Genomic DNA, 26,290 nt, shown 5'->3' with positions numbered 1-26,290 from the left:
GGTGCCTCGCCTGAAAGCGCGTGTGGCGATCGAGGTCTTTGCCGGTGCGGAATTCCCTGATTATCTGGCTGAAGCACGACGGCGAGTGGCGGCGCTTCCCGAAGCCGAGAAGCCCATGTTGATTGTCGAAAAGGGTGCGAAGCTGTGTCGGGGTCCGCGAGCTGCCGAGATGACGCTTACCCCGGGTTATGTCCTGGTTCCCCCGGCCGGCGTATCGACGACGGGGAGCTTCGTTTACGGCTCCATTCATCGCATCGAACGGGTGCCGGTGCATTCCGCAGTTCCGCGCGATGCGATGATCCGAGGCTACACAAAAGCGGACGGCACCGACTGCATCGGCAGCGCTCACTACGATCGATTGAGCCAGGCGAAAAAAGCGCTGTACACCCAGCGCGAGATCCTGATACCCGACGGGGATACCGCGCCGCGCTGGGCACTCCGGGATCGGCCGGCCAATGCCAATATGGCCATCTGGGACGCGCCGCCCCTCAGTAAGGACGACGCCACGCTTACCGTGGGTTTCCAGCTTTCGTGTAACCGTGGCCAGTTGAACAGCCTGGACGCTTCGCGCCGCTTCATCGACATCGATGGCTCCCATTGGTGGCAGATCGAGGTCGGTGACGAGGAGAACTCATGCTTACTGGGCTGGGTGTGTTCAAAAGATCACCCGGGGACGCGCTGGGAGAGCCCGCACGCGTGGCCCGGATTCCATATTACGGACGCGACGATGTTCGAGCCGATGGCCGCACTTCAGCGAAACGTTTGCCTGATGGGCGACGTGCTCGACGAACACCGGGAGGAGTTTGAACCGGTGATGACGGCACTCGGCGCCAGCAACTTCATCACGAACCTGGAGCAGATCATCGGTCTGGTCGGGACGCGCAAAGGGTCGGTTGTCTCGTCGGATATCGGCGAGGCTCAGCAACGTCCGTGGATCGCTCATCGCGTCAGCCGTCAGATCGTACGCTTCGAGAGTCAGTGGAGCAGTGGTATCGATCGATGGACGCAGTTGAACCCGTACATGAATGCCGATTGGCATGTGGATATGGAGCGGCAGGAGAAGAGTGGTTGGTGGAATGAGGTGGCGGGGAAGCTGGCGGGGTTTCCCTCGGACGCGACAGTGCACCACATACATCCGTTTGGGTGGGTTGATAATTTTTCGAAGCCCATCAGTCGCTACCCCCAAATAACGATCAATGGCGAAAAGGTCGTTTTACCATTTCTAGAAATGTGCGTCGGCAGCGAGCTCTCCAATCAAGACTTTATTGATGCGGCGGAGTTTCTCGCGTGCGAACCGGAAGTCATTCAGGCAATCGCCAAAGTCGAGACCGGCGAAACCGGCTCCTTCTTCTTACCAGGTAGATCACTAGCTGCGGACGACGACATAGTTCCGACCATACTCTACGAGCGACACATCTTTCATAAGCTAACAGGCGGGTCCTATGACCGGATCGATCCGGAGATAAGTGACGCTGCAAGATACGTGAAGCAACTAGCGGATGGCGAGCACGAGTCGCCGAAAAGGATGCGCTATGGACCTAGTTCGGGACAATACGCGCGACTCATGAGGGCATACGCATTAGCGCCGGACGCTGCCCTAATGTCAGCATCATGGGGTCGATTCCAGTTGATGGGTTTTAATCACCTGGCGTGCGGACACGATGCAGTCACTGCGTTTGTTGGGGCATTGAGCAGAAGTGAATCAAGTCATCTGCGGGCTGCTGTGTCGTTCATGAAGCAAAATCCCCTTCTATTAGATGCTATCCGAAGGAAGGATTGGGTCGCTATTGCAAGACAATACAATGGCAGGTATTACGACGATTATGACGTACGAATGTCAAGGGCGTATGACGCCATCAAAGCGAAAAAATAAACTGATTCCCACGCTACTTTTAGGTTTGCACGTTATGCATGTTGCGCATGCTGGCGACAATTTCTGTCGCACAGACGAAGCGGAAATATTCTCGTGTGGACTGCAGAACGAGAAAAAGGCATCGCTTTGCAAGAGTGTCGGAACTACAAATGAATCGCTTACTTATCGCTATGGCAAGTTTCCGCTTGTTGAGATGGAGTTCTCAGGGCAAATATCAAAGAATGGCCCGTTTTTCTACTCCGAGCTTCAGCAGCGACTATCCTCGTATTTTGAGCTTGGATTCACGAACGGCGACTACCGTTACAGGTTGGTGCGTGAGCGGGATGAAAATGATGAAAGGCCGACGTATCACCTATTCGTAGGATCGCTCAAGAAGGAGAGTAAGAATCTGCATCTTCGCTGTGTAAGGGACATCGTCGACAAGGGTCTTCGAGACCAAACGGGCGTCTCGTGTGACCCAGGCATGATTGTAGGTTGCAGCTACATTGATCGAAAAGATGCGGGTTATGCGATGTAGCTATGCAAAAGAAGAGCCATCCAAAGCCACGCCGACGTCCGACGATATCAAGCCCGTTGCCACGGGGGAGCCCATCTGCGAACCATGCCTTCGTGAAGCAGCGGCCAAATGAAAAGGGCTTATCGAGCGCGAATAGTTCAAGCGAGGCCCTCAGATGGCTGAGTTCGGCAAGGTGCGTCTGTGTGTGTATACAGCCGGCGTCAAAACGGAAGCTTCAGGCTTGGTGCGCGTTGTGGTCTGTCAGCGACCGGGGGGCAGGGCGTATATGGATTTCGTGGTATCGAAGGCGACATCGAATGCTTCGGTTTTGCCGTTCGCAAAGGTCTTCACGACGTGCAGCGGGAAAAAGCCTTTAGCAGCCGCGTCTTCCTTCACGCTGATGTCGTATTTGACGCCTTGCGCCTTTTCGGTCACCTGCGGAATCTTGCTGATGTCTGTTATGCGGCCTTTGATGGCGGCAATGATGCTGTAATCCGCCACAGTTACGCCTTGCCAGGTGCCCCCGCTAGTGAAGAGCCAGCCGTAATCACCCGAGTTGCTCAGCTTGATCAGTCGCGCCCGCGTGCACCCACAATCACCGGCGCTGCCGTAATCCGTGCCGCTGTCATTTGCCTCGTAGATCCATCCCTGCTTGCCACCAACTTTAATCTTGAAGGCACCCATCAGCCCGGGCTCGACCTGGCTGTAACCGTACCGGGCGTCGCCGCGAATATTGGTCGCGCTGAACGTGTTCAGGTACAGGGTTTTTCCAGGAGGGCCCTCGACGATCTGTGGCGTGCCGGGCCGCATGCAGTAGTCGGCCGATTCGCCCTGGTCATCCTTCCAGGTAAAGGCCCAGCAAGCGTTCTTCGCGTCGTAGTTTTGACCGTAGGTCGCGTCCATCACGGACTTGACGAGCTTGGCGACGTCATCCTTGCCAGCTTGTTGCGCCGAAGCGCTTGCAGCGACACCGAACGTGCCAAGCGCCAGTGCAGCCGCGATTGTCGTATTGAAGTTCATCCAGTGCCCCTCCTTTTTCCATGCCCGTCTACACGCAGGGCGACGGGCACAAGCTAGCAAAAATAGGTAGATCACGTGGCGAGGTGTTGGGCAAACTTGCGATCCGATTCGACCCGGAGCGCAGCCACTTGCTCGCCCCTCAATGCAAAGCACCGTCCGAAGGGAGCCGTCGGCTGCCGTGCCTGGAGCGTTTCCGCACGAAGGCGAAGGCCGTAGGAGGACCTAGCGACAGGCATGGCAGCCGACGGCTCCCTCGCTACAGCGTGCAGAGGCAAAAGCGACGGCGAAGCCGAGCCCGCCAGACCACAAAAAAAGGGCCGCCCAACCGGACGGCCCTTCTTCATAACGCGTCACCGAAGCGGCGACGCAACCCAACCCTTACAGGCTAAAGTCGTACTGCACCATCAGACGGAAGTAACGCGGCGTCTGGTAGTAGCTCGGCACACGATAGGTCGACGAGTAGAACGTCTGACCCGCGCTCTCGCCGATCTCGTTGATCGCCGTCGGCTTGTCGTTGTTGAGCAGGTTGATCATGTCCAGCTGAACCGTCAGACCCTTGGCCGCGGCCGGGGTGTAGACGACGTTCGGGCTGAGCGTCCAGGTCCAGGGCAGACGCTTGGCGCGGCCGCGGCCCGAGATCTTGCCTTCGCAGTAGAAGAACTCGGAGTTGTAGCCCGGGATGCCGCCGACGGTTTCGTCGCCGCCGCCGAAGCAGCTGGTCGGACGACCCGACTCGAGCAGACCGTTCACGCCCACCGACCATTCCGGGGTGATCTTGTAGCCGCCGTAGATCTTGAAGCTGTGGCGACGATCGTTCGGCAGGTAACCGGTGGCGCCGGTCATCAGTTCCGGGTAATCGAACGCGCTGGTCGTGCCCGTGTCCATCTGGCCGTTGTCCGAGTTCACCAGACCTTCGGTGTTGCCACGGTTCTTCGACCAGGTGTACGACGCGTTGACGTACCACTTGTCCGACGCCTTCTCGGCCGACAGGGTCACCGACTCGTACGTGCGCTTTGCCTTCGTGCCGAACGCCGTGCCCGGGAGCGTGACGTTACGCAGCTGGCCGCTGCCGTCGAGATCGACGTCCACGGAGACCTTGCTGCCCGGGTTGTAGATGAAGCAGCCCGGCATCGTCGACGGCGGGGTGAACTGGTCGCCGTTGGCGTCCATGTTCAGGCCGAGCGACTGACCGTACGCGTAGAACGGACGCCAGTCGCACGTGTCGTCGATCGCGTTGTTGAGCTTGCGCCACGTCGCCTTCGCGCCGACCACCCAGTCGTTGAAGAAGTCGTTGTCGCTGGTGACGCGGTGCTGAAAGCCGAGGATGTACTCATCCTGCGAGTACGGCTTCAGGTCCTTCGTGGCGACCGAGCGCGGGTCCGGCGTGCTGCCGTTCTCGCCGTTGACGATCTGCTGCGGGCCGAGGGCGGCACCCAGGGTCGGCACACCCGTCACGCTGTCGACGCCCGAATAAGCGAACGGCTGCGAGGTGTAGTACGAGGCGGTAGCGGCGCGCAGGGCGACGTTGGCGGCGATCGGCAGCGAGTAGCGACCGGCGGTACCGAACACCTTGGTGGTCGAATCGCCGAAGACGTCCCACGAGAAGCCGAGGCGCGGCTGCCAGATGTTGCCCTGACGGACGAAGTTCTCGCCGGCGCCGTTCTTGTTGTTGAACGAGTCGTTGCGCACGCCGATGTACGCGAGGACCTTGTCGCTCACCTGCCAGTTGTCCTGCAGGAACCAGGACTTCTGGTCGATCGCGACGGAGCCGCCGGTGCGGTAGTTGTACACCGAGACGTAGTCGTTACCGGCCGGGCCGAGGTTGCCGGCGGTGTCGGTGCGGTAGTAGTACAGCGCGCCGCCCGCGTAGCTCTGGCCGGAGTCGGACTTCCACTTCTCGCGCGAGAAACCGCCGGAGAGGTCGTGGTCGCCGATCTTCCAGTCGAGGTCGACGCGGTAGGCCGTGCGCTGGTCTTCGCCGTTGAACCGGTCGATGGTGCTGGACAGGTAGCACGACGCGTACGGATCGGTCACGCCGCTGGCCGTGCTCGTGCGACGGTCGATGACGTACGGGCAGCCGGTGTTGGCGCCGTTGATGTTGCCGTCATACGTGGTGCGGGTGCCGTCGGCGCTGACATAGTCCGAAGAGTTCTTGCTCTTCATCTTGCCCCACTGCGCGGACAGCGTCAGGTCGTCGGTGAGGTAGCTGGTGTACTTGAAGACGTTGACGGCACCGCCGGTCTTGACGTTGCGACGACCGAGGAAATCCGTGGTGGACGGCTTGCCGTCGTCACCGATGGCCTGGTTGTAGTACTGGTTCGTCGTGTGCTTCGTGTTGTTCATCCCCGTCCACTCGAGGATGTTCGAATCATTGATGTTCCAGTCCATCTTGATCAGATAGAACGGATCGCTGTACGTGTTGCGCTCGGCCGGCTTGGTCGAGGTGGTCGCCTGGTAATTGGTTTCCGTCTCGCGATGCGACTGGAAAATGCCGTAGAAGAACAGCTTGTCCTTGATCAGCGCGCCGCCCAGCCATGCCGAGTAGACGTTGTCGTTGTCGCTGTTCTTCTGGTACGTGCGATACAGCGCACCGTCCTTGGTGTACGTGGTCGGCTGCTGCTCGCGGCCGAATGCCGGGGTGTACACCCAGCTGGCGCCGCCCTTCCACTCGTTGGTGCCACGCTTGGTGATCACCGAGGTGACGCCGCCGGTCGAGAAGCCGTACTGCGCGCCGTAGCCACCGGTCTGCACGTCGAGCTGCTGGATGGCCTGGAACGGCACTTCCGAGAACGACAGGTTGTTGTACAGGTTGGTGACGTTGAAGCCGTTGACGTAGTAGCTGTTCTCGGCGACCGAGGCGCCGCCGAACGACGGCAGGTTGCCGAACGCGGAGTCGCCCTTGACGGTGCCCGGGGTCAGCGCGGCCACGTCGACGACGTTGCGCGGGACCGGCAGCGAGTTCAGCTGGTCGGCCGTGAAGCTGGTGCGCGACTCGACCGAGGCCACGTCGATGGCCGACAGGGCGTTAGCGGACACGGTGACCGTGTCCAGCGCGGCGGCGCTGGTGTCGGCCGACGGCGCGTTGAAGTTCACCTGCGCGGACTGGCCGGCGACGACGTTGATGTCGCGCGTCGAAACGGTCTGGCCGTTCTGCTGCACGTTGATACGGTAGCTGCCGATCGGCAGCGACGACGCGCGATAGCGGCCGTCTTCGCCCACGACCACGGTGCGCGAGGCGCCGGAGCCGAGGTTCTGGATCTGGATGGTCTGCGAGGCCGCGGCGCTGCCGTAGATGTCGCCGACGGTGCTCTGCGCGTGGGCCGAACCGGCCAGCAGGCAGGCGCCGAGCGCCGAGACAAGCGCCGTGCGCTTCAGCACGCCGGAGCGCGCGAACAGGGTGTTGCTTTTCATGAGGTAAAACTCTCCCTGGCCCTGCTTTGCGGCAAGGCTGAACAGCTTGTAGAAGCGCCGCTGACGGCACTCGTTGATGGGGGTATCGAAGGGCCTGGAGTGTGGGGACACTCACGTCGCGCCGACCCTGGGCGCTATGCGACGTAACGGGAACATAACGCGGCTGTCATATGACCGCAAGGATTTGAGAACGATTCCTATCCGAAATTACGGATGGGATTGGATCGTTCGAAATGCGGTGGATCTTGCGAGTGGCTCAGAACCGCTGCTGGTAACCCACGTAGAAATAACGGTCGACATCGTATGCCGGGTTGTACGGCGGGCTGCCGCCGCCGGCCGCGGAGACGTTGTAGAACAACGGTCCCTTGCGGGCAAAAACGTTGTTGATGCCGACGCGGAAACTGCCATTCCACGGTGCCTGCCAGCGTAGCTGCGCATCGTGGAACGCGACGCCGCCCTTATGGCTGATTCCGGTGGCGCCCGTTAGTGCGTTGACCTTCTCGGGGCGATTGCACTCGACATCGGCCGACCAGCAACTGTCGTTGAGTCCGGAGAAATATCGCACCGTCCACGTGGCGCCGAAGCGCTTCAGCGACCAGTCCAGCGACAGGTTGGAACGCACACGGTAAAGGCCCTGCACCCCATCCATGTACCCGGCGAGGTGCCGCGGCGCGGCGCCGGGGCTGCTGACCTGCGTGTAGTCCTTCAGATAGGTGCTGTCCGAAAGCAGGGCGAATTCGCCGAAGTGGGTGACGGGGAACCGGTAATGCAGGCCCAGATCGTAGCCTTCCGTGCGCAGCGAGCCGAGGTTGGCCAGGCTTTCGTCGAGCGAGGTGATGGTCCCGTTCGTCGCCCTCGTGAAGCGGCCGCAGTACGCCGGGTCGTTACCGACGTAGCAGAAATTGAGGATGTCACCGGCCAGGATCGGGGTGATGACGTCCTCGATGTCGACCTTGTAGTAATCGAGCGTGACATCCAGACCGTCGATCTGGCTGGGGCTGTAGACCAGTCCGGCGGTGCGGGTGATCGACGACTCGGGCTTGAGCGCGGCATTGGCGCCAGCGCTGAACGCGTTCGGGTTCTGCCCGCCGGTCGCCGAGTTGATCTGCGCGCCCGACTGATCGGTCTGGCGATAGCTGGCCGGGACGCCCGAGGCGACACAACGCGCGGCGACGGCGGCGTTGCCCGCGGCGGCACCGTACGCGCTGTCGCACGGATCGAGGAAGCTCTCGAAGCTCTCGCTGGTGCCGGCGTAGAGATCGGCCACCGTCGGCGCACGGAATCCTTCCGCATACGTCCCGCGCAGCAGGAGATCGTCGAACGGCTTCCAGCGGAAGCTGTACTTGTCGTTGGTCCGACCGCCGAACGCGGAGTAATGCGAGTAGCGCGACGACACGTTGACCGCCAGCTCATGGGCAAGCGGCAGGTCGGCGAGCAGCGGTACGTCGAGTTCGACGTAGGCTTCGTTGGCGATGTAGCCGCCCGCCGTGGGAGCGCTGGCCAGTTGCGTGGTCAGTCCCGCGGAGTCGGCGGGGTAGGGCGTGTACCGGCCGGTCTCGTTGCGGTGCTCGATGCCGCCCGCGACACGCAGCGTGCCTGCCGGAAGGTCGAGCACGCCACCGGTGAGGTTGGCGATGACGTCGTTGGTGCGCGTGGTCTGCTGTGACGTGCCGGTGGAGGTCACGTAGTTCCATGCGGCGTCCGGCGTGCCGCCGGGCCCCGCCAGAATGTTCCAGGGCACGCAGCCGGCCGCGCGATCGGCGGCGTCCGCGCAGGCGAGCCGACCATCCACCGTCGTCGTCGCGCCGAGTGCCTTGCGCGCATGGTCGAGGTCGATGTTGCCGCTGGTGGTCCGGCTGGCACGCGCTTCGGAATAGGCATAGGTCACGTCCCAGTTCCAGGTGTGCTCACCCCATTGGAACGTGCCTTCGGCGCCACCGTCCAGGTGCATCGTCTTGCTTTTCGCCCAGGTGATCCGGGGAATTTCCGTCAGGCGGCGAAAGAAAGACGTGTCGTAGCCCGGAAACGGGTTATAGGCGTTGTTCGCGTCGATCACCAGCGGGTCGCCGCGTCCCGAGCCGCTTTCCAGCGGATAGCCCGCAGCCTGCCAATGCGTGTCGCGCACGCCGTAGCTGGCCATGCCGCGCAGGGTGATGTCGTCGGTGAGGTTGTAGCGACCCGTGCCGAACAGGTTGCGCAACTTGCTGCCGGCCCGGAACGTCATGTCGCGCGTGGTGGCGTATTTGTCCGCATTGCTGTCGACGTCGTACGGATGGTAGTTGGCCAGGTTCGCGGTATCGCCGACCACGCCGCCGGCGTGGTTGATCACATACGCGGTGCCGGGCGAACGCGGGTCGATCACGCCTCCATAGGGACCCATGCCGAAGCCGCTGTCGGCATGGCGGGGGCCGTCCGGCGAGGCGGTGAGCGAACGCTTGACATCTCTGAGATCGTCGCCGTCTTCGTAGCTGGCGCCGAGGATGATCGAAGCGTTCTGCGTGCTCTTGCCCCAGGTGAAGGTGCCGTTCTTCTGCGCGCCGTCGCCATGACCGTTGACGCCGTACTGCACGTCGGCCGTGGCGCCTTCGAAGCGGTCCGTGGTGATGATGTTGACCACGCCACCGATCGCGTCGGACCCGTAGATCGACGACGCGCCGTCCTTGAGCACTTCGATGCGCTCGACGATCGACACCGGGATGGTGGAGATGTCGGTGAGGCCACCGAGGCTGGTCGTCCAGCGCCGGCCGTTGACGAGCACCAGGGTGCGCACGGCGCCGAGGTTGCGCAGGTTTGCATAGCGACCACCGGCGTCACCGCTGGAGGACAGGGTGTCCTGCGGGGTGACTTCGGGGGTGCCCGCCGAGGGCAGCCGGGCGATGATGTCGCTGAGGCTGGTGAGCCCCGTGGCACGGATGGCCTGGCGGTCGAGGGTGAAGACAGGTTGCGCGGTCTCGACGTCGGTACCGCGGATACGCGAGCCGGTCACCGTCACATTGACCGGTGCCAGCAGTTCCGCCGAGGACGGCGAGCTTTGTTGTGCGCTGGCGGCCGGAGCGAGCAGGCAGGCCCCGAGCGCGATGGCGAGCGCCGCGTGTCGACCTGCGACGTGGCGCCTCTGCCCGGAACTCACTTGCATACCCTGAAGCCTCCCAAGCCCCCGTCACACCCCACTCGGGCCGGACGATCACGCGAAGATAACGCGTGCGACGTGACGGGGGCAACCGGCGGAAGTCACGACCCTATGTTCTTCGCCAGGAACGCCTGCAGGCGGTTGTAGAACTCCTCGATGTTCTCGGGCTTGACGAAACCATGCTTCTCGTCCGGCTTGGTCAGCGTTTCATACGGTTTGTGTGCCGCGTCGAGGGCGGCCTTCATGGCCTTGAACTGGGCGAAAGGCGCGCGTTCGTCGTCTTCGCCGTGGACGAGGAAGACGGGCACGTCGATCTTGTCGGCCAGGTGCGTCGGCGAATTGGCGGCAAGGTCGGCCTGATCGCGGCCGATCACCGTGGTGAGGTAGCTGCGGCCGGATTTTTCGGTTTTGATGTCGCCCTTGTTGTACATCATGTCGAGGTCGTAGACGCCGTCGTAGGCGACCGCGCACTTGAAGACCCCCGGCGCGCGTATGGGCGTCATCAGGGCCGAATAGCCGCCGAAGCTGGCGCCGAACACGCAGACGCGGGCGGGGTCGGCGAAGTGCTGGCCGATCGCCCACTTCACGCCGTCGATCAGGTCCTCCTGAATGCGGGTGCCCCACTTCAGGAAGCCGGCTTTTTCGAAGTCGCTGCCGCGCCCGCCCGAGCCGCGATAGTTGACCTGCAGGACGAGGTAGCCCCGGTTGGCGAGAAACTGCGCGTCCGTATCGTAATACCAGTCGTCCGAGATGCCGTGCGGGCCGCCGTGGGGCAGCAGGACCATCGGCAGGTTCGCTTCCGGACGGCCCTTGGGGAAGGTGAGGATCGCCTCGAGTTCCATGCCGTCGCTGGCCTTGAAGCGCAACGGGCGGCGTTCCGCCATCTGCGCGGGATCGATCCACGGCTTGGCGTCGAACAGCTTGCTGACCTTGTACGTCTTTGTGTCGATCAGCATGTAGCGGCCGGGCTCGCGATCGCTGACGACGGCAAACATCAGCTGGCCGCCATCGCGGCTGAAGTCGACGAACTTGACGAAGCTGCCGGGGAATTTCTGCGACAGGGCCAGATGGAGCTTGGCGATGGGCGCCTGCGGGTCGATGTATTCGGCCTTCGGGATGCCGGTGTCGGTCACGGTACCGAAGGGGCGGAGCGGGGCGGGCGTCCACAGGCCATTGGCGGAGACCCAGCCGAAGTCGTCCTTGCGGATCACCTTCAGGTTGCCGCCATCCTCGTCCTGTTCGACGAATTCACCGCCCTGGCCACCGGGGCTGTACTCGGCATAGATGCGGTTGCTGCTGTTCGCGACGGATGCGACGGGCAGGAACGCGTGATGGTCCGGGTTACGAGCCACTTTCGCCCAGCCCGTGCCCTCGCGGTGGTACACGGTCCATTTGAAGTCGTCGCCCGTGCCGAAGGCGTAGTGTGCCGTGCCATCGGGCGCGATCATGAAACGCATGTCGCGGTCGCCGATGTCGGCCATCAGCCGGCGTGCGCTCGATTGCGCGTCCACGTCGTAGAGCGTGCTGTGGCCCTGATCGTTCCAGAGGGTGGCGCGCATGTAGAAATGGCCGTTCGCTTCGATGGGCGCACCTTCGATGGTGCCCCAGCCGCGATCCAGCGAGCGCGTGCCAGCGCGCTTTCCGTAATTCTCGTAGCCGAACAGATAGTCGGCATTCTTGCCGTCGACGTCGATCGCCATCAGTTCGCCCGTGTACGAGGCGGCGCCGATGGAACCGTCGACCTTGCCCCGCGCCACCACGAGCCGGGTGTTGCTTGCCCAGATCATGCCGGCGGGCATTTCGTACGGCGGCATGCGGATCAGCGTGACGGGCTTGCCCATCTCGCCCACGCGATAGATCGCCAGGCCATGATTCTTGCCATCGGGATCGTGATACGCCATCGAGACATACTGCCCGTCCGGAGACAGGCTGGGCTCGGTCAGCGGCATGCGGCGCGCGAAGTCCGCTACCGGAATCAGATTCGCTGCGCTGGCGGCGGTCGTGGCGAGGCAAAGCGCGGCCAGCAGCGGCCGCACGAAACGGTGGTTCATCGGAATCTCCCCTGGTGATGCATCCATGTCGGCACCATCCCCCCGGACGATGCCCCGCGCCGGGATATAGCCCATTCGCGCCGGTACGGCAAGGCGGTACACTTGACGTCTGCGTTTGACCCAGGCCGTCCATGAGCACTCCGTTCGTCGTCAATTTCGATCCCGTCGCCCTCTCGCTGGGCCCTCTTCAGGTCCACTGGTACGGCCTGATGTACCTGGGAGGCTTTCTCGGTGGCTGGTCCCTGGGTGAGTACCGCCGTCGCCAGGGCCGTCTGCCGGTCAGCTCGGAGCGCCTGGGCGACCTCATGTTCTATCTGATGATGGGCGTGGTGCTGGGCGGGCGCGTCGGCTACATGCTGTTCTACACGCCGATCAACTGGATCTGGACCGATCCGGTGGCGCTGTTCCGGGTCTGGGACGGCGGCATGTCGTTCCACGGCGGTCTGATCGGCGTGGTGCTGGCTGGTCTTTTCTGGTCGCGGCGCAATGGCATCAAGCTCTTCGACACGATCGACTTCGTGGCGCCGCTGGTGCCGCTGGGACTGGGTCTCGGCCGCCTGGGCAACTTCATCAACGGTGAGTTGTGGGGCAAGCCGACCGACCTGCCGATCGGCATGATCTTCCCGCATGCGCCCGACGCCTTGCCGCGGCATCCGAATCCGCTGTACGAATTCGCGCTCGAGGGCGTGGTGATGTTCGTGGTGCTGTGGATCTTCTCGATGAAGCCGCGCCCGCGCTATGCGGTCTCCGGCATGTTCGGCCTGCTTTACGGTTGCTTCCGCTTCATCATCGAATTCGTGCGTGTACCGGACGCACAGCTGGGTTACCTCGCCTTCGGCTGGGTGACCATGGGCCAGATCCTCTCGCTGCCGCTGATCGCGCTCGGCATCCTGCTGCTGGCGCTCTCGCGCCGCGCACCGTACGCGCCTGTCGCGCCGGTGGCGGCGACAGCCACCTGATACCCTCGACGCCATGCAGCCTTACCTCGAACTCCTCCGCCATGTCCTCGACCACGGCGCCGAGAAATCCGACCGTACCGGCACAGGCACGCGCAGCGTGTTCGGCTGGCAGATGCGCTACGACCTGTCGAAGGGTTTTCCCCTCGTCACGACGAAGAAACTACACATCAAGTCGATCGTCCACGAGCTGATCTGGTTCCTGCAGGGCGATACCAATATCGGTTACCTGAAGGACAACGGCGTCCGCATCTGGGACGAATGGGCGGATGCTAACGGCGACCTCGGTCCCGTCTACGGGCGCCAGTGGCGCGCGTGGCCGACGGCCGACGGCAAGGTGGTCGACCAGATCGCCTGGGTCGTGGAAGAGATCAAGCGCAATCCGGACTCGCGCCGGCTGATCGTCTCGGCGTGGAACGTCGGCGAATTGCCGAATATGGCGCTGATGCCGTGCCACACGATGTTTCAGTTCTACGTGGCCAATGGCAAGTTGTCGTGCCAGCTGTATCAGCGTTCGGGCGATATCTTTCTTGGCATCCCGTTCAATATCGCGAGCTATGCGTTGCTGACGCACATGATCGCCCAGGTCACCGGGCTGGAAGTGGGCGACTTCGTGCATACGCTGGGCGACGCGCATCTGTATTCGAATCATCTGGAGCAGGCGACGACGCAGCTGGCGCGCGAACCGCGTGCGTTGCCGAAGCTGGTGCTGAACCCGGAGGTGAAGTCGATCTTCGACTTCCGCTTCGAGGACGTCGCGATTGCGGATTACGATCCGCATCCGGCGATCAAGGCGCCTGTGGCGGTCTGAGCGGTTCGCCGATCGCGCGTCGCCGCATGGGTCTAGCGCTTCGCGGGCGGTAGCTTCGCTATCAGCCTGGCGCGGAAGATTCCGGCGAGCCGGTGAAAGCCGGCCTCGGTCGGATGCATTTCGTCGTGCCACAACGCGGGATCCGTCAGGTTGCCTCGCAGGTCCACGTAGTCGAAGGCGCCACCCAGCGCCGCATCCTGTTTCACCGGCTCCAGTACCCGCTCGACGAAGCCGTCGATCAGCAATCGCGCGAAGTGCTGCCACGCGGGTAATCCGCCGACGATGACGTTGGCGACGTTCGGCCCGATCCACGGTCCGATCGACTTCTTCAGGACACCCGCCGCGCCGATATCCAGTCCGAGGCTGGCCTCGACGCCGATTTTTATCGGGTAATCGTAGGTGTGGGCGAGGATCGGAATGTTCGGGCGTGCGGCGTGGAAGGCTCCGACGAAGTACGCGTAGGCCTTGCGTACCTCCTCGAAACGGCCGGTCTGCACGACGACGTCGTATGCGGCTTTGGCGCTCAGGTTCGATTTGCCGGCGAGCGCGGCATGCAGCCAGGTGTCGACGAAATCGTTGCCGCCCGCACTGAGCAACACCATGTCGAACTCATAGTGCCTGAACCAGCCGAGCAGATCGCTGACGTTGTCCTCGGTGAACATCGAGCGCCCTGGATGCGCCGTCTGCGGTGCGGCCTGATCGCCGCTGCGCTCCACACGGAAGAACAGGCCGCCCTGACCCAGTAGCGGTACGCCATTCGCCGCGTCCGCCGGGGCGGGCGAAACGATCCAGTCCAGCAGGTTCATGGCCAGTGGCGTGGCGAACCACGAGTCTCCCTCGCACAGGATGACCGGGATCCTGTCGAGGCGATGCTGGGCCTTGAGCCCCATGTACATCTGGCGGAACTGACCCCGTTGGGACAGTGCGGACGACTGCGACATGGTGGATGTCTCGGGCAAGGGTGCCTGCATTTATACGCCGCTCGTTACTGTGTAGCGGTGCTGCACCGCAGCGGTTGCCCTGACGCCACGGTTTACATATGCTATTGCGAATTATTCGCATTTAGAGACTGCCGTGACCTGTTACCGCCTGGCGCCCCGTCGCGCCCGTTTCCTGCTGGGCGCGTTTTGCCTCACCACGGCGTTTCAGGCAAGCGCCGCGCCGGACGAGGACACGCCAGACACGTCTTCAGACAAGACGACCACCCAACTCACCGCCGTGAGCGTCGTGGGCCAGTCAGGGGGCTTTCGCAACCCATCGCCGCCCGGGATCGACAAATCGTCGCTCACCATCGAGCAGACGCCGCGTACGGTGACGGTCGTCACGCGCGAACTGCTCGACGTACAGCAGGCGCAGACGCTGGCCGACGCGCTTCACAACGTTCCCGGTGTCGTCAGCAACAACTTCGGCCGCCGGGGCTGGGACGACCTGATCATTCGTGGCCAGACCGCGTCGGACTCCCTGTTCGTCGACGGGCTGCGCACGGCGGCCTCCAATCGCGTGGCCGAGCAGCTGTTCGGGTACGAACAGGTTGAAGTCCTCAAGGGCCCCGCATCGCTGATGTATGGCCTCGTGCTTCCCGGCGGCGTGGTGAACATGGTCAGCAGGCGACCGCAGCCGGATGCCTTTGGCAGCGTCGACGTCACCGCAGGGAGCTACGGGCTGCGGCAGGCCAGCTTCGACGTCGGAGCGCCACTGTCCGCCAACGGACGTAGCGCCGTGCGCGTGAATGGCCTTGCGATGAACTCCGACGATGCCACGCAGCATGTGTGGTTCCGGAATCGATGGATCGCGCCATCGCTGTCTCTCGATCTGGGCGAGGACACCGACTTCGTGCTTCTGACGAGTCTGCAGGAGCGCCATTACGTCCGGCAGCAGGGGCTTCCGCTCGTGGGCTCGATAAAGGCCGATAAGTACGGCGCCATCCCGCGCGACACCTTCATGGGCGAGCCCGGTCAGGAGCCTTACGACGGGCGTCAGACGCGGGTCGGCTACGCGTTGACGCACCGCTTCAGCGACGGATGGACATTGACCAACAACCTGCGCGTGCAGGATTTCACCCTCGATGGCCAGCTCGTGGCCAATGGCGCGATGAACGCCGACCAGCGCACGGTGAAACGGACGGGCACGGACCAGCATTACAGCGGCAGGACACTCGTGGTCGATTCCCGTCTGATGCGGTCCTTCGAAACGGCACATGTGTCGCACGAGGTCACTCTGGGCGTGGATTACATGGACTCTCGCGAGGACGCTGTATCGCGCACCTGCACGGTCGCCGCCCTCGATGCCTACCTGCCTGTCTACGGTGCCCCGATCGTGTGCCCGGCGAAACCGCGTACCGACACGCGTACCGACGTCAACATGGTCGGCGTGTATGCACGTGATCAGCTCACGGTGGGCGAGACGTGGCACGTTATCGCGGGTCTGCGTCGCGACCGCACATGGACGGCGACCGACAACCATCTCACCGGTACGCACGAGAACGACCCCGCGAGTGCCAACACCGGCTCACTCGCCGTGATGTATGACCTGGCCTCGTCCGTCCATCCGTATCTGAGCTACGCCACGTCGTTTTATCCGAACACCGGCACGAACGTGCAGGCTCGGCCCTTCGCTCCTGAGAAAGGCAAGCAGTGGGAGCTGGGCCTGAAGTTCGATCTGATGCAGGGCCGGATGCTCGTGACGACGGCGCTATACGATCTCCGCCGCCAGAATGTGCTGCAGGACGACCCGGTGAACGAAGGCTATTCCATCGCCATCGGGGAGCAGCGCACGCGCGGCGCCGAACTCGGCGTCACGGCCGATCTGGGCGGTGGCCTCAGCCTCAACGGTGGCTATGCGTATACGCAGGGGCTGATTACGGACGACGGCGGCGAAGTGCCTTCGACCGACGGGGAGCGCATCAACAATGTGCCGCGTCATAGCGCCACGTTGTTCGCGCGGTACCAGTCGCCCGGCTCGCCCTGGTCCTTCAATGGAGGCTTCCGGGGTGAAAGCTCACGGTTCGCCTACTCGTACACGCTGCCGGGCTATGTCGTTGCCGATGCCGGCATCGCCTGGGATGCGCAGCGCTGGCATCTCGCCTTGTCGCTGAAGAACGTCTTCGACAAGCATTATTACGCCGGCGGTCTTGCGGCCGCGGTCGCGCTGGGCGACGACCGCAGCACGATGTTCAATGTGGGCTATCGGTTCTGACGTTTCAGGCATAAATCATGGCGTGATGACGCGCAATCCACACGGCCGCGGGGATCGTTGTCGCACCGAACCGATCAGGAGTGGCGCATGGCTTCTCTCAAGCGTGGCGACAACGTGCAATGGGACACCTCTCAGGGTAAGACGAAAGGCAAAATCGTTCGCAAACTGACCAGCCCCTCGAACATCAAGGGGCATAAGGTCGCCGCCTCGCCCGATAATCCGGAATACCTGGTAGCAAGCGACAAAACGGGTGCGAAGGCGGCGCATAAACCGGGCGCGCTGAAGAAGGTGCGCGATTCCTGAGCGAGCCCTGCTCACGTTACTTCTGTCGTCATACGATCCTCCCGCGCGGCGATGCGACGATGTATCGCCACCGTCGGCGCGGGAGGTTGAGGGCCGTCGCACACGGGGCTCAGGGAATGAACCGCTCCGCCCGCAACCGCGCGAACGCATCGAAGAACGCGTCGTCGGTCGGCTGATAGTCCAGAAAGCCCATGCGCCGGCTCTTCGACATATCCGTGACCACTTCGATGGGACGACCCAGGTCGGCGTCGCTGTGCCACGCGGACACGAGACGATGCATGTCCGGTTCGGCGAGGCCATGCTCAGCCACGATGCGCTCCCAGACCGGCGCATCCGCTTCCATCTGTTGTTCCAGCGGAACGACAGTGCCGTCGAACGGCGCCGCCTCGATGCCGAACCATGCCGCGATCCGCGACCACATCCAGCTCCAGCGGAAGACGTCCCCGTTGACCACGTTGAAGGCTTCGTCGGCGGCGGCAGGCGTCGTCGACGCCCACAGCAGGTGCCGGGCGAGCTGGCGCGCGTCGGTCATGTCGGTGAGGCTCTGCCATTGCGCGGCCGATCCCGGAAAGCGGAACGGACGACCGGTGGCTTTGCAGATCGACGCGTACACGGCAAGCGTGGTGGCCATGTTCATGGCATTGCCGACGGCGACGCCGATGACGGTATGCGGACGGTGCACGCTCCAGTGGAAGCCGTCCCGCTTCGCGGCGGTAAATACCTCGTCTTCCTGGGCGTAGTAGAAATTGTCGACATCGAGACGGCCCTGTTCCTCACGGAACGGTGTCTCGGGCAGCACGCCCTTGCCATAGGCCTCGAACGGTCCGAGATAGTGCTTCAGGCCGGTCACGAGGGCGACGTGCTTCACGCTGCCGGCCGGACGCAGTCCGTCGAGCAGATGTCGGACCATCGCGCTGTTGACCCGGATGTTCTCCAGTTCGTTGGCCTGACGTGCCCAGGTGGCGATGAATACATGCGTGGGTGTCACACCTTCCAGCGCGGCGCGCGTCGCGTCCGCATCGGTCAGGTCGGCCGCGATGGGCGTGACACCGTCACGAGCGCCCGGGCGGCGGGCGAGGGCGGAGACCTTCCAGCCGTTCGCCACGAGGAGTTCGGTCAGGGCGCTGCCGATGATGCCGCTGGCGCCGACGACGAGTGCATGGTTCATGGGGTTACTCTATGCAGGGACGTCCCCCCACCATAAAGGCGCGGATGTCCCCTTCCAAGAAGGCACCAAAAGGTAACCCGCTGATGAAACCCGGCTCCCCCGACAGTGAGTGGCTCGAAGACTGCGCCCCCCGGCGCGTACTCGAGCTTTTCGCGACCAAGTGGACCAGCATGATTCTGCATGCGCTGCACGCAAGGCACGGCGGCAGCGCACGTTCGGGGGTGTTGCTGCGCAGCCTGCCCGGCATCTCGAAGAAGATGCTCACGCAAACGTTGCGCGAGCTGGCCGATAGTGGGCTGGTCAACCGTGAGGTTGAGGAGGCGGTCGTGCCGCCCAGTGTGATGTATTCGCTGACGCCGCTTGGCCAGCGGCTGGTCGAGCCGATCGAAATGATCTACGACTGGGCCCGGGCCAACGAAGGCGCCCTCGACGCGCTGCGGCCCCGGGCCACGTCCCGACGCCGTTAGCCTCGCGGAATCAAACGAGCGTTAGTTCCCCCCTTCGCCGGGGAGGACTACCATTCGCACCGCACGGGCGCCGTCGCCCGCCGTTTCCCCATTTTTGAAGGATGCTCCATGGCTGTTCACCTGGTTGCCGCGCTCGACGAAAACTTTGCCATCGGCAAGCAGGGAGGCCTTCCCTGGCACCTCCCCGACGACCTGCGCTATTTCAAGAAGCTGACAACGGACAAGGCTGTCCTGATGGGTCGCAAGACGGCGGAATCGATCGGCAAGGCGCTGCCCGATCGCGTCAATTACGTGCTGTCGCGCAAGGGCGAGGCGCCGTTCCCGGGCCAGATCACCGTGCGCTCCGTGCAGGAGGCCCAGGCCAGCTGCAATCATTCGGGCCTGATGGTGATCGGTGGCGGTGAAGTCTTCCGCGAGGCGCTGCCGTACGCGCGCACGCTGTACCTGACCTGGGTCTACGCCGCCGTGGACGGCGCCGATGTGTTCTTCCCGGGCATCGATTTCAAGGAATGGGCTGAAGTGTCCCGCGTGCATCACGCCGCGGACAAGGAGCATGCGTTCCCCTTCGACATGGTCGAATACGTCAGGAACGTCTGATGCACGTCGTCGCCGGCGTCCTCGTCGATGGCGCCGGACGGATCCTCATCGCCCAGCGTCCGCCGGGTAAACATCTGGCGGGTATGTGGGAGTTTCCCGGCGGCAAGCTGGAAGCCGGCGAAACGCCCGCTGTCGCCCTGGCGCGGGAGCTGGACGAGGAGCTGGGTATCGCGGCGGATCCGCTGTCCTTCGAGGCGCTGATCCGCGTTCCCTGGCGCTACGGCGATCGGGACATGCTGCTGGAAGCGATCCGCGTTTACGCCTGGACGGGTGGGCCGCAGGCGCTGGATGCTTCCGCGATCGAATGGGTCGATCCGCATCGGCTGGATGAGGCGCGTCTGGCGCCCGCCGATCGTCCTGTCCTCGCGGCCGTCCGGTTGCCCGCGCACTATCCGGTCACACCGGCGGATGCATCGGTGGCCGTAGCGTCCGCGGCGCTGCATGCCGCCCTGGCGCGCGGAGAGCGGCTGTTGCAGCTTCGGTTGACAGACGAGCCCGTCGAGGCGACGCGCGGGCTGGCTGCATCGATACAGGACGATCTGCGCCGCTTCGGCGCCACGCTGCTGCTCAATCGCGATATCGAGGGTGCGCTGCGGCTGGGATCGGGCGTGGGTGTGCACCTCTCGTCCGCCCAGTTGCGCTCGCTGCCCGAGCGACCGTTGCCGCTGGGGCAGGTCGTCGGTGCTTCCTGCCACGACGCCGAAGAGCTGACGCTGGCCTCCCGGCTGGGATGCGACTTCGCGACGCTGTCGCCGGTCTTGCCGACGCGCAGTCATCCGGATGCCGAACCGATGGGCTGGCCGCGGTTTGCGCGGCTCGCGGAAGCCGCTTCGTTACCGGTTTATGCCTTGGGTGGGCTGGGACCGGATGATGTGGCCGACGCTCGGATGCATGCGGGGCAGGGTGTAGCGGGGATTCGCGGGTTTTTGTGATTGCGGCATCGGGCGTTCTTGCCCGCAGCCACATCGCGCGCAAGGCGCGCTCCTACAGGTAGGAGCGCGCCTTGCGCGCGATGCTGTTATTTCGATTTCAGCCGAGCCACGAGGGCCTGCAGCACCGCCTGCGTCTCATCACCAAAGAAGTCGTCGATAAACCCCGGATCGAGCAGATCGGTGGTGTCGCCCCATACCTCCAGCAGATCCGCCCGCGCAATGGCACGCGTGCGCAGCATCGCCTTCGGCGGCAGCTTCAATAGCTCGCCAAGCCAGATCACGGCACGCTGCACGACCTGCTCGACCGCGGAAAGCTCGTCCACCAGGCCGATCGCATGGGCCTCCTCCGCATCCACCATCGTGCCGGATACCAGCAAGCGCTCCGCACGATACGTGCCGACGATGCGCCGCATCGCGAACTGAATCGGCTCGGGCACGGACAGGCCGACCTGAACCTCGTTCAGACCGATCTTGTAGATGCCATGCGCCATGATCCGGTAGTCGCAGAACAGCGCGAGCACCGCGCCGCCCGCCGGGCTGTGGCCGGTGATCGCCGCCACGGTCGGCACCGGCGAGGACGCGATGGCGCCGCAGAGGGCGAAAAACGCGTTCCAGAAATCGGTGACACCCGCGCGATCGCGCTGAAGCAGGGAAGGGACGTCGACGCCCGCCGAAAAGATGCCCTGCGCGCCGGACAGCACGATGCCGCGCGCACCGTTGCCGGGCGCGGCGGCGACGGCCTCGTGCAAGGCCTGCACGAGGCCGGTGTCGAGCGCATTGACCGGCGCGCGCGCCAGGCGGATCTCGTGGATACCGCCGTCGTGCGGAAGAATATCGAGCATCGTCGTATCTCCTCTTACTTCACGTCGCCGGGCGACCAGGTGTAGCGCAGCGTGTAATCGAGCGTGGCTGAACCGTTCGCCGGCACGTCCACGTCGAACTCGAGCCCGTCGGGCGTGTTCTTCGTCGGCTTGACAGACGACGAGACGACCGTCCATGCGCGCCAGCGGGCGGGGTGCTCGCGCAGAGTCACGGTGCGCTTCGTATCGCCCGCATTGGTCAGGACGATCCGTGTGCCCTCGTCGATCCGCCGCTCCGTGTCACTCGCGGCGAAGGAGGTCTGTTCGCGCTTTGCCGTCAGGTCGAAGGCATTGCCGAGCGTGATCGTTGCATCCTTGTTTTTAGGCGTGTCGTCCAGCCGCCCCTCGCCCAGCAATTCGGCGTTGCCATCGCGGTCGACGGTCAGTACACGGACGTACCCGGCCGGCAGCGCATCGAACGCCTTGAAACCCACGGTGGAGACGATCGGCGTGCCCTCCGGCGGCTGACCGATGTCTCGTTCCATCCGCGGACGCGAGTTGTAGTAGCGTATGCCCGTGTCGTAGACCGCCTTGCGCTCGCACGCCAGCGTGCGACTGTCGTAGAGCGGAGTCTGCGTGACACTGCCATCGGGCAGATCCACCGCCGCCGGCAGCGTGTACGTGCGCAGATCGCCGAGCGTAGCCTGCTGGGGCGCGGCATCCTTCATGGCCATGGGAGCCGGTGCCGCGGCGGCGCGGGCCATGAACATCTTCGGCTGAGGCGCGGATTTCGCCCGGTTGGCGTCGCCGGCGACGAGCTTGAGCGAGACGTCCTTCCAGTCGCGTCCGCTTCGGTTCGCGATGCTGGCGGCGGCGTCGAAAGTCATCTTGCAGGTGTCGCCCGGTGCCAGCGTCGCCACATAGGCGCCGCGCCAGCCAAGGCCGGAGGTAGGGTAGTCGAGATGGGCGGTGCTGCTGCCCGCCGCCGACCCCGCAACGCGCACCTGCAGGGTCGAGCCGCGGACGAAGTCGGTAGCGTCGGCGGCGCGCAGGGCGGCGTAGTTCCGGATCAGGCTGGCCTGTCCGCTGGCTTCGCGGATGACCAGCGCATCGCCGCCGCGGACGAGGACGCCGCTGGCGATGGTCTGGCCGCCGTCACCGATGGCAGTGACGTTGCGGCCCACGAGGCCGGCGACCGCACCGTCGAAGCCCTGACCCAGGAGCAGGCGCTGCGAGACCACGCGGGTGTCCTTGTCGGGGAAGCGCAGGGAAAGCGCTTCGCTGTCGAGGGCGGAGGGCAGCCCGTCGATGGCGAGATCCTGCGTGCCACCCTTCAGGTCGAAGACGCGACGTTCGTGGACGACGGCGTAGCCGTCGGCGGACACAGCATCGCCGTTGGTCGCGAACAGCTGGTCGCCATCGGCGCGGTACAGCGTGAGCGAGGTGCGCTCACCCGCGGCGAAGGCGGGGAAGGCGACAGCACTGGCGATCGCCAGGACAAGGATGCGACGCGACATGATTCATTCTCTCCATGATTGCCCACGCGGATCATACCGGGGAGAAGTGAACCAGGGCTGCTACATCACCCCGCGGCATCCCGGACCGCCTGCGGAATCGGCACGGGCCGACCGGTCTTCGGATTGATCCAGACCATGGTGACGCTGCCGTCGCAATGGATCTTCGTCGCGTCGTCGCTGGTCACGATCCGGTGACCCACCGTCATGGAACTGGTACCGATCCGGTTGACGTACAGCTCAATCTGGATGTCCGCCGGCCATTCGATCGGCAGGCGGTAGTTCAGTTCGCTGTGCGCCATCACCGGCGCGCCGTCCTCGCCGTGCCACGTGTCCGGGAGCTGCTGCAGCCACTTGATGCGGGCCTCCTGCAGATAAACCAGATAGTTGGCGTTGTTGACGTGGTTGTACGCGTCCAGATCCTGCCAACGGACCTCCATCGGTGTGATGAAGAGTGGCGTCGGTGCGGGCGGGTTCGAGGCTTCGGTGGTCATGCGCGTTTCTTCTTTTTCGCGGCCGGGGCGGCCTTTGCCGTGGAGGTCTTGGCAGGTGCTTTCGTGGCGGCGGCGGTTTTCGCAGCGGCCTTGGCGGGCGCCTTGCCGACAGGAACCTTGCCGGCCGCTGGCTTCGCCGTAGCTGATTTCGCCGTCGCGCGCGCCGGTTTGAGGTGTGTCTTCAGGAACCGTCCCGTGTGCGACTCCGCCGTCGCGGCCACCGTTTCAGGCGTGCCGCTGACCAGGATGCGTCCACCGCCGGCACCCCCTTCGGGACCCAGGTCGACCAGCCAGTCGGCTGTCTTGATCACGTCGAGGTTGTGCTCGATGACCACCACGGTGTTGCCGTGGTCGACCAGCTTGTGCAGCACCTCGAGCAGCTGTTCGATGTCGTGGAAATGCAGGCCCGTGGTCGGTTCGTCGAGGATGTACAGCGTGCTGCCCGTGTCGCGCTTGGACAGCTCCTTCGACAGTTTGACGCGCTGCGCTTCGCCGCCGGAGAGCGTGGTCGCGCTCTGGCCGAGCTTGATGTAATCCAGGCCTACCGCGCGCAGGGTTTCGAGCTTGCGCGCGATCACGGGCACGTTCTCGAACAGCTTGAACGCGTCTTCCACCGTCATGCCGAGAACGTCGGCGATGGTGTGGCCCTTGTAGAGGACCTCCAGCGTCTCGCGGTTGTAGCGCTTGCCGTGGCAGACGTCGCAGGGCACATACACGTCCGGCAGGAAGTGCATCTCGACCTTGATCATGCCGTCGCCTTCGCAGGCTTCGCATCGGCCACCGCGGACATTGAAGCTGAAACGGCCCGCCTGGTAACCGCGCTGACGCGACTCCGGCACCTGCGCATAGAGCTCGCGCAGCGGCGTGAACAGCCCGGTATACGTCGCCGGGTTGGACCGCGGCGTGCGGCCGATCGGTGACTGGTCGATATCGACGACCTTGTCGAACAGCTCCAGGCCCTCGATGGACTCGTGCGCAGCCGGCTGCTCGCCCGCACCGTTGAGTTCCATCGCGGCAAGGCGATAGAGCGTGTCGTTGATCAACGTCGACTTGCCCGAACCGGACACGCCGGTAACGCACGTAAACGTACCGACGGGGATGCGCACATCCACGTCCTTGAGGTTGTTGCCGCTCGCGCCCTTGAGTTCGAGCCACTTGTCGTCGCGCGCTTCGCGGCGCTTCTTAGGGACTTCGATGCCGCGCTCGCCCGTGAGGTACTTCGCCGTCACCGACGCCGGGTTGGCGAGCACCTGCTCGAGCGTGCCTTCGGCGACGATGTGACCGCCATGCACGCCGGCGCCGGGGCCGATGTCGAGCAGGTGGTCGGCCGCGCGGATCGCGTCCTCGTCATGCTCGACGACGATCACGGTATTGCCCAGGTCGCGCAGGCGGGTCAGGGTGCCCAGCAGGCGTTCGTTGTCGCGCTGATGCAGGCCGATCGACGGCTCGTCGAGCACGTACATTACGCCGACGAGACCGGCGCCGATCTGGCTGGCCAGTCGGATGCGCTGGGCTTCACCGCCGGACAGGGAATCGGCCTGACGGTCGAGCGTGAGGTAGTTGAGGCCGACGTCGTTGAGGAAGGTCAGCCGCTCGCGGATTTCCTTCACGATCTTGACCGCGATCTCGCCGCGCCAGCCGGGCAGCTTGAGCCCTTCGAAGAAGGCCAGCGCACGGTCGATCGCGAGCGACGTCAGTTCGGGAATCGCGTGGTCCGCGACGAACACGTTGCGGGCCGAGGGATTCAGACGCTGGCCGCCGCAATCCGGGCAGGGGTGATCGGCGATGTAACGCGCCAGTTCCTCGCGGACGGCGGCGGACTCGGTCTCGCGATACCGGCGCTCGAGATTCGGCAGGATGCCCTCGAACTTGTGCTCGCGGGTGACCTTGCCGCCACGCTCGGTGATATAGCGGAACGGAATGACTTCCTTGCCCGAGCCGTTTAGTACGGCGTTCTGCACCGACTTCGGCAGCTCGCGCCACGGCGTCTCGGGATCGAAGCCGTAGTGCTTGGCCAGCGAGACGATCAGCTGGAAGTAATGCGCATTGCGGCGGTCCCAGCCACGCACGGCACCGCCGGCCAGACTGAGCTCCGGATGGCCGACCACGCGCGTGCCGTCGAACACCTGGGTCACGCCCAGGCCGTCGCAGGTCGGGCAGGCGCCGACGGGAGAATTGAACGAGAACAGGCGCGGCTCGAGCTCCGGCAGCGAGTAGTCGCACATCGGGCAGGAGAAGCGCGACGAGAACAGCTGCTCGTCGGCTTTCTTGTCGTCCATGTCGACGAGGACGACGATGCCGTCGCCCAGGCGCAGGGCGGTCTCGAACGACTCCGCGAGGCGCTGCTTGATGTCGTCGCGCGGACGGAAGCGGTCGATCACGGCTTCGATGGTGTGCTTCTGACGCAGCGTCAGCGGCGGCACGGCGTCGAGGTCGTAGACCTCACCGTCCACGCGGGCACGGACGAAGCCCTGGGCGCGCAACTGGTCGAAGACCTGCACATGCTCGCCCTTGCGCTCGCGGATGACCGGGGCCAGCAACATCCAGCGCTTCTCGGGATCGAGCGCCATGGCCGTGTCCACCATCTGGCTGACCGTCTGGGCCTCCAGCGGAATGCCGTGATTCGGGCAGCGGGGCGTACCGACCCGCGCGTAGAGCAGGCGCAGATAGTCGTACACCTCGGTGATCGTACCGACGGTGGATCGGGGGTTGTGGGAGGTCGACTTCTGCTCGATCGAGATGGCCGGAGAGAGGCCTTCGATCGTGTCCACGTCGGGCTTTTCCATCATCGAGAGGAACTGCCGCGCATAGGCGGACAGTGACTCGACGTAGCGACGCTGGCCTTCGGCATAGATCGTGTCGAAAGCCAGCGAGGATTTACCCGAACCGGACAGCCCCGTGATGACAATGAGCTTGTCACGGGGCAGGTCGAGGTCGATGTTCTTGAGATTGTGCGTGCGGGCGCCGCGGATGCGTATGCTGTCCATGTGCCGACATAAATGGGGGAAGCCCCCGACTATACCAAGGGTTTTTCGCCTTCATTCGGCGTCGACTTTTGACGGTTCATCACAT

The 26,290-nt window shown here is 64.0% G+C and carries 18 protein-coding genes; 8 read left to right on the top strand and 10 right to left on the bottom strand.

Annotation, left to right across the window (positions count from 1 at the left end):
• A partial coding sequence (locus B5X73_RS14165) for an N-acetylmuramidase family protein (RefSeq protein ID WP_217699778.1) occupies positions 1-1,873 on the top strand: 1,873 nt, incomplete at its 5' end.
• Positions 1,874-2,630: 757 nt separating this feature from the next.
• Here B5X73_RS14165 and B5X73_RS14160 read toward each other — a convergent pair.
• The 4 genes from B5X73_RS14160 to B5X73_RS14145 form a co-directional block, all read right to left on the bottom strand.
• A complete protein-coding gene (locus tag B5X73_RS14160) occupies positions 2,631-3,389 on the bottom strand; it encodes a hypothetical protein (protein ID WP_079522251.1) in 759 nt (252 codons plus the stop codon).
• Between the two features lie 378 nt (positions 3,390-3,767).
• Positions 3,768-6,800, bottom strand: a complete 3,033-nt coding sequence (locus B5X73_RS14155; RefSeq protein ID WP_079522249.1) for a TonB-dependent receptor — start codon at positions 6,798-6,800, stop codon at positions 3,768-3,770.
• Positions 6,801-7,056: 256 nt separating this feature from the next.
• Positions 7,057-9,936 carry a TonB-dependent receptor plug domain-containing protein gene (locus tag B5X73_RS21530; protein ID WP_079522248.1) on the bottom strand — a complete coding sequence of 960 codons (2,880 nt, stop codon included), beginning with the start codon at positions 9,934-9,936 and terminating at the stop codon, positions 7,057-7,059.
• A 95-nt stretch (positions 9,937-10,031) separates the two neighbouring features.
• Positions 10,032-11,981: an alpha/beta hydrolase family protein gene (locus tag B5X73_RS14145; RefSeq protein WP_079522246.1), complete on the bottom strand. Its 1,950-nt coding sequence runs from the start codon at positions 11,979-11,981 to the stop codon at positions 10,032-10,034.
• 131 nt (positions 11,982-12,112) lie between these two features.
• Between B5X73_RS14145 and lgt the strand changes: the two genes are divergently transcribed.
• A complete protein-coding gene (lgt, locus tag B5X73_RS14140) occupies positions 12,113-12,940 on the top strand; it encodes a prolipoprotein diacylglyceryl transferase (RefSeq protein ID WP_036111397.1) in 828 nt (275 codons plus the stop codon).
• A gap of 13 nt (positions 12,941-12,953) precedes the next feature.
• Complete coding sequence (locus B5X73_RS14135; protein ID WP_079522244.1) at positions 12,954-13,748, top strand: thymidylate synthase; 795 nt, start codon at positions 12,954-12,956, stop codon at positions 13,746-13,748.
• Positions 13,749-13,780: 32 nt separating this feature from the next.
• Here B5X73_RS14135 and B5X73_RS14130 read toward each other — a convergent pair whose 3' ends face one another.
• Positions 13,781-14,689 (bottom strand): hypothetical protein, encoded by a 909-nt coding sequence (locus B5X73_RS14130; protein WP_176167846.1) that lies wholly within the window; start codon positions 14,687-14,689, stop codon positions 13,781-13,783.
• Positions 14,690-14,822: 133 nt separating this feature from the next.
• On the opposite strand from B5X73_RS14130, the gene B5X73_RS14125 reads away from it, so the two are divergent.
• A complete protein-coding gene (locus B5X73_RS14125) occupies positions 14,823-16,943 on the top strand; it encodes a TonB-dependent receptor (RefSeq protein ID WP_254857299.1) in 2,121 nt (706 codons plus the stop codon).
• Positions 16,944-17,030: 87 nt separating this feature from the next.
• Positions 17,031-17,246 (top strand): hypervirulence associated TUDOR domain-containing protein, encoded by a 216-nt coding sequence (locus tag B5X73_RS14120; RefSeq protein ID WP_079522240.1) that lies wholly within the window; start codon positions 17,031-17,033, stop codon positions 17,244-17,246.
• Between the two features lie 109 nt (positions 17,247-17,355).
• On the opposite strand, the gene B5X73_RS14115 is transcribed toward B5X73_RS14120, so the two are convergent.
• The gene (locus tag B5X73_RS14115; RefSeq protein ID WP_079522238.1) at positions 17,356-18,414 is read right to left on the bottom strand and encodes an SDR family oxidoreductase; all 1,059 of its coding nucleotides are present in this window, start codon (positions 18,412-18,414) and stop codon (positions 17,356-17,358) included.
• Positions 18,415-18,497: 83 nt separating this feature from the next.
• On the opposite strand from B5X73_RS14115, the gene B5X73_RS14110 reads away from it, so the two are divergent.
• The 3 genes from B5X73_RS14110 to B5X73_RS14100 all read left to right on the top strand — a co-directional run bounded on the left by B5X73_RS14110 (position 18,498) and on the right by B5X73_RS14100 (position 20,410).
• Positions 18,498-18,881: a winged helix-turn-helix transcriptional regulator gene (locus B5X73_RS14110; RefSeq protein WP_036111412.1), complete on the top strand. Its 384-nt coding sequence runs from the start codon at positions 18,498-18,500 to the stop codon at positions 18,879-18,881.
• Positions 18,882-18,989: 108 nt separating this feature from the next.
• Positions 18,990-19,478: a dihydrofolate reductase gene (locus tag B5X73_RS14105; RefSeq protein WP_079522236.1), complete on the top strand. Its 489-nt coding sequence runs from the start codon at positions 18,990-18,992 to the stop codon at positions 19,476-19,478.
• Positions 19,478-20,410: a Nudix family hydrolase gene (locus B5X73_RS14100; RefSeq protein WP_079522235.1), complete on the top strand. Its 933-nt coding sequence runs from the start codon at positions 19,478-19,480 to the stop codon at positions 20,408-20,410. Before B5X73_RS14105 ends, B5X73_RS14100 begins: the two co-directional genes overlap by 1 nt.
• A gap of 86 nt (positions 20,411-20,496) precedes the next feature.
• On the opposite strand, the gene B5X73_RS14095 is transcribed toward B5X73_RS14100, so the two are convergent.
• From B5X73_RS14095 to uvrA, 4 genes are all read right to left on the bottom strand, one after another.
• Positions 20,497-21,252: an enoyl-CoA hydratase/isomerase family protein gene (locus B5X73_RS14095; RefSeq protein ID WP_079522233.1), complete on the bottom strand. Its 756-nt coding sequence runs from the start codon at positions 21,250-21,252 to the stop codon at positions 20,497-20,499.
• A gap of 14 nt (positions 21,253-21,266) precedes the next feature.
• Positions 21,267-22,727, bottom strand: a complete 1,461-nt coding sequence (locus tag B5X73_RS14090; RefSeq protein ID WP_079522231.1) for a DUF4139 domain-containing protein — start codon at positions 22,725-22,727, stop codon at positions 21,267-21,269.
• Positions 22,728-22,792: 65 nt separating this feature from the next.
• A complete protein-coding gene (locus B5X73_RS14085) occupies positions 22,793-23,218 on the bottom strand; it encodes an acyl-CoA thioesterase (protein WP_079522229.1) in 426 nt (141 codons plus the stop codon).
• Entirely contained in the window at positions 23,215-26,205 is a 2,991-nt protein-coding gene (gene uvrA, locus B5X73_RS14080) for an excinuclease ABC subunit UvrA (protein ID WP_079522227.1), read from the bottom strand. The genes B5X73_RS14085 and uvrA overlap by 4 nt, the downstream gene beginning before the upstream one ends.
• Positions 26,206-26,290 lie beyond the last annotated feature (85 nt).

This window comes from Luteibacter sp. 22Crub2.1, from assembly GCF_900167995.1.
Classification (GTDB): Bacteria; Pseudomonadota; Gammaproteobacteria; order Xanthomonadales; family Rhodanobacteraceae; genus Luteibacter; species Luteibacter mycovicinus.
This window is presented reverse-complemented; position numbering and strand designations above follow the sequence as displayed.

Coding starts and splice junctions, on each gene's coding strand:
- B5X73_RS14160 (WP_079522251.1), bottom strand. CDS start 3,389: ATGAACTTCAATACGACAATCGCGGCTGCACTGGCGCTTGGCACGTTC.
- B5X73_RS14155 (WP_079522249.1), bottom strand. CDS start 6,800: ATGAAAAGCAACACCCTGTTCGCGCGCTCCGGCGTGCTGAAGCGCACG.
- B5X73_RS21530 (WP_079522248.1), bottom strand. CDS start 9,936: ATGCAAGTGAGTTCCGGGCAGAGGCGCCACGTCGCAGGTCGACACGCG.
- B5X73_RS14145 (WP_079522246.1), bottom strand. CDS start 11,981: ATGAACCACCGTTTCGTGCGGCCGCTGCTGGCCGCGCTTTGCCTCGCC.
- lgt (WP_036111397.1), top strand. CDS start 12,113: ATGAGCACTCCGTTCGTCGTCAATTTCGATCCCGTCGCCCTCTCGCTG.
- B5X73_RS14135 (WP_079522244.1), top strand. CDS start 12,954: ATGCAGCCTTACCTCGAACTCCTCCGCCATGTCCTCGACCACGGCGCC.
- B5X73_RS14130 (WP_176167846.1), bottom strand. CDS start 14,689: ATGTCGCAGTCGTCCGCACTGTCCCAACGGGGTCAGTTCCGCCAGATG.
- B5X73_RS14120 (WP_079522240.1), top strand. CDS start 17,031: ATGGCTTCTCTCAAGCGTGGCGACAACGTGCAATGGGACACCTCTCAG.
- B5X73_RS14115 (WP_079522238.1), bottom strand. CDS start 18,414: ATGAACCATGCACTCGTCGTCGGCGCCAGCGGCATCATCGGCAGCGCC.
- B5X73_RS14110 (WP_036111412.1), top strand. CDS start 18,498: ATGAAACCCGGCTCCCCCGACAGTGAGTGGCTCGAAGACTGCGCCCCC.
- B5X73_RS14105 (WP_079522236.1), top strand. CDS start 18,990: ATGGCTGTTCACCTGGTTGCCGCGCTCGACGAAAACTTTGCCATCGGC.
- B5X73_RS14100 (WP_079522235.1), top strand. CDS start 19,478: ATGCACGTCGTCGCCGGCGTCCTCGTCGATGGCGCCGGACGGATCCTC.
- B5X73_RS14095 (WP_079522233.1), bottom strand. CDS start 21,252: ATGCTCGATATTCTTCCGCACGACGGCGGTATCCACGAGATCCGCCTG.
- B5X73_RS14090 (WP_079522231.1), bottom strand. CDS start 22,727: ATGTCGCGTCGCATCCTTGTCCTGGCGATCGCCAGTGCTGTCGCCTTC.
- B5X73_RS14085 (WP_079522229.1), bottom strand. CDS start 23,218: ATGACCACCGAAGCCTCGAACCCGCCCGCACCGACGCCACTCTTCATC.
- uvrA (WP_079522227.1), bottom strand. CDS start 26,205: ATGGACAGCATACGCATCCGCGGCGCCCGCACGCACAATCTCAAGAAC.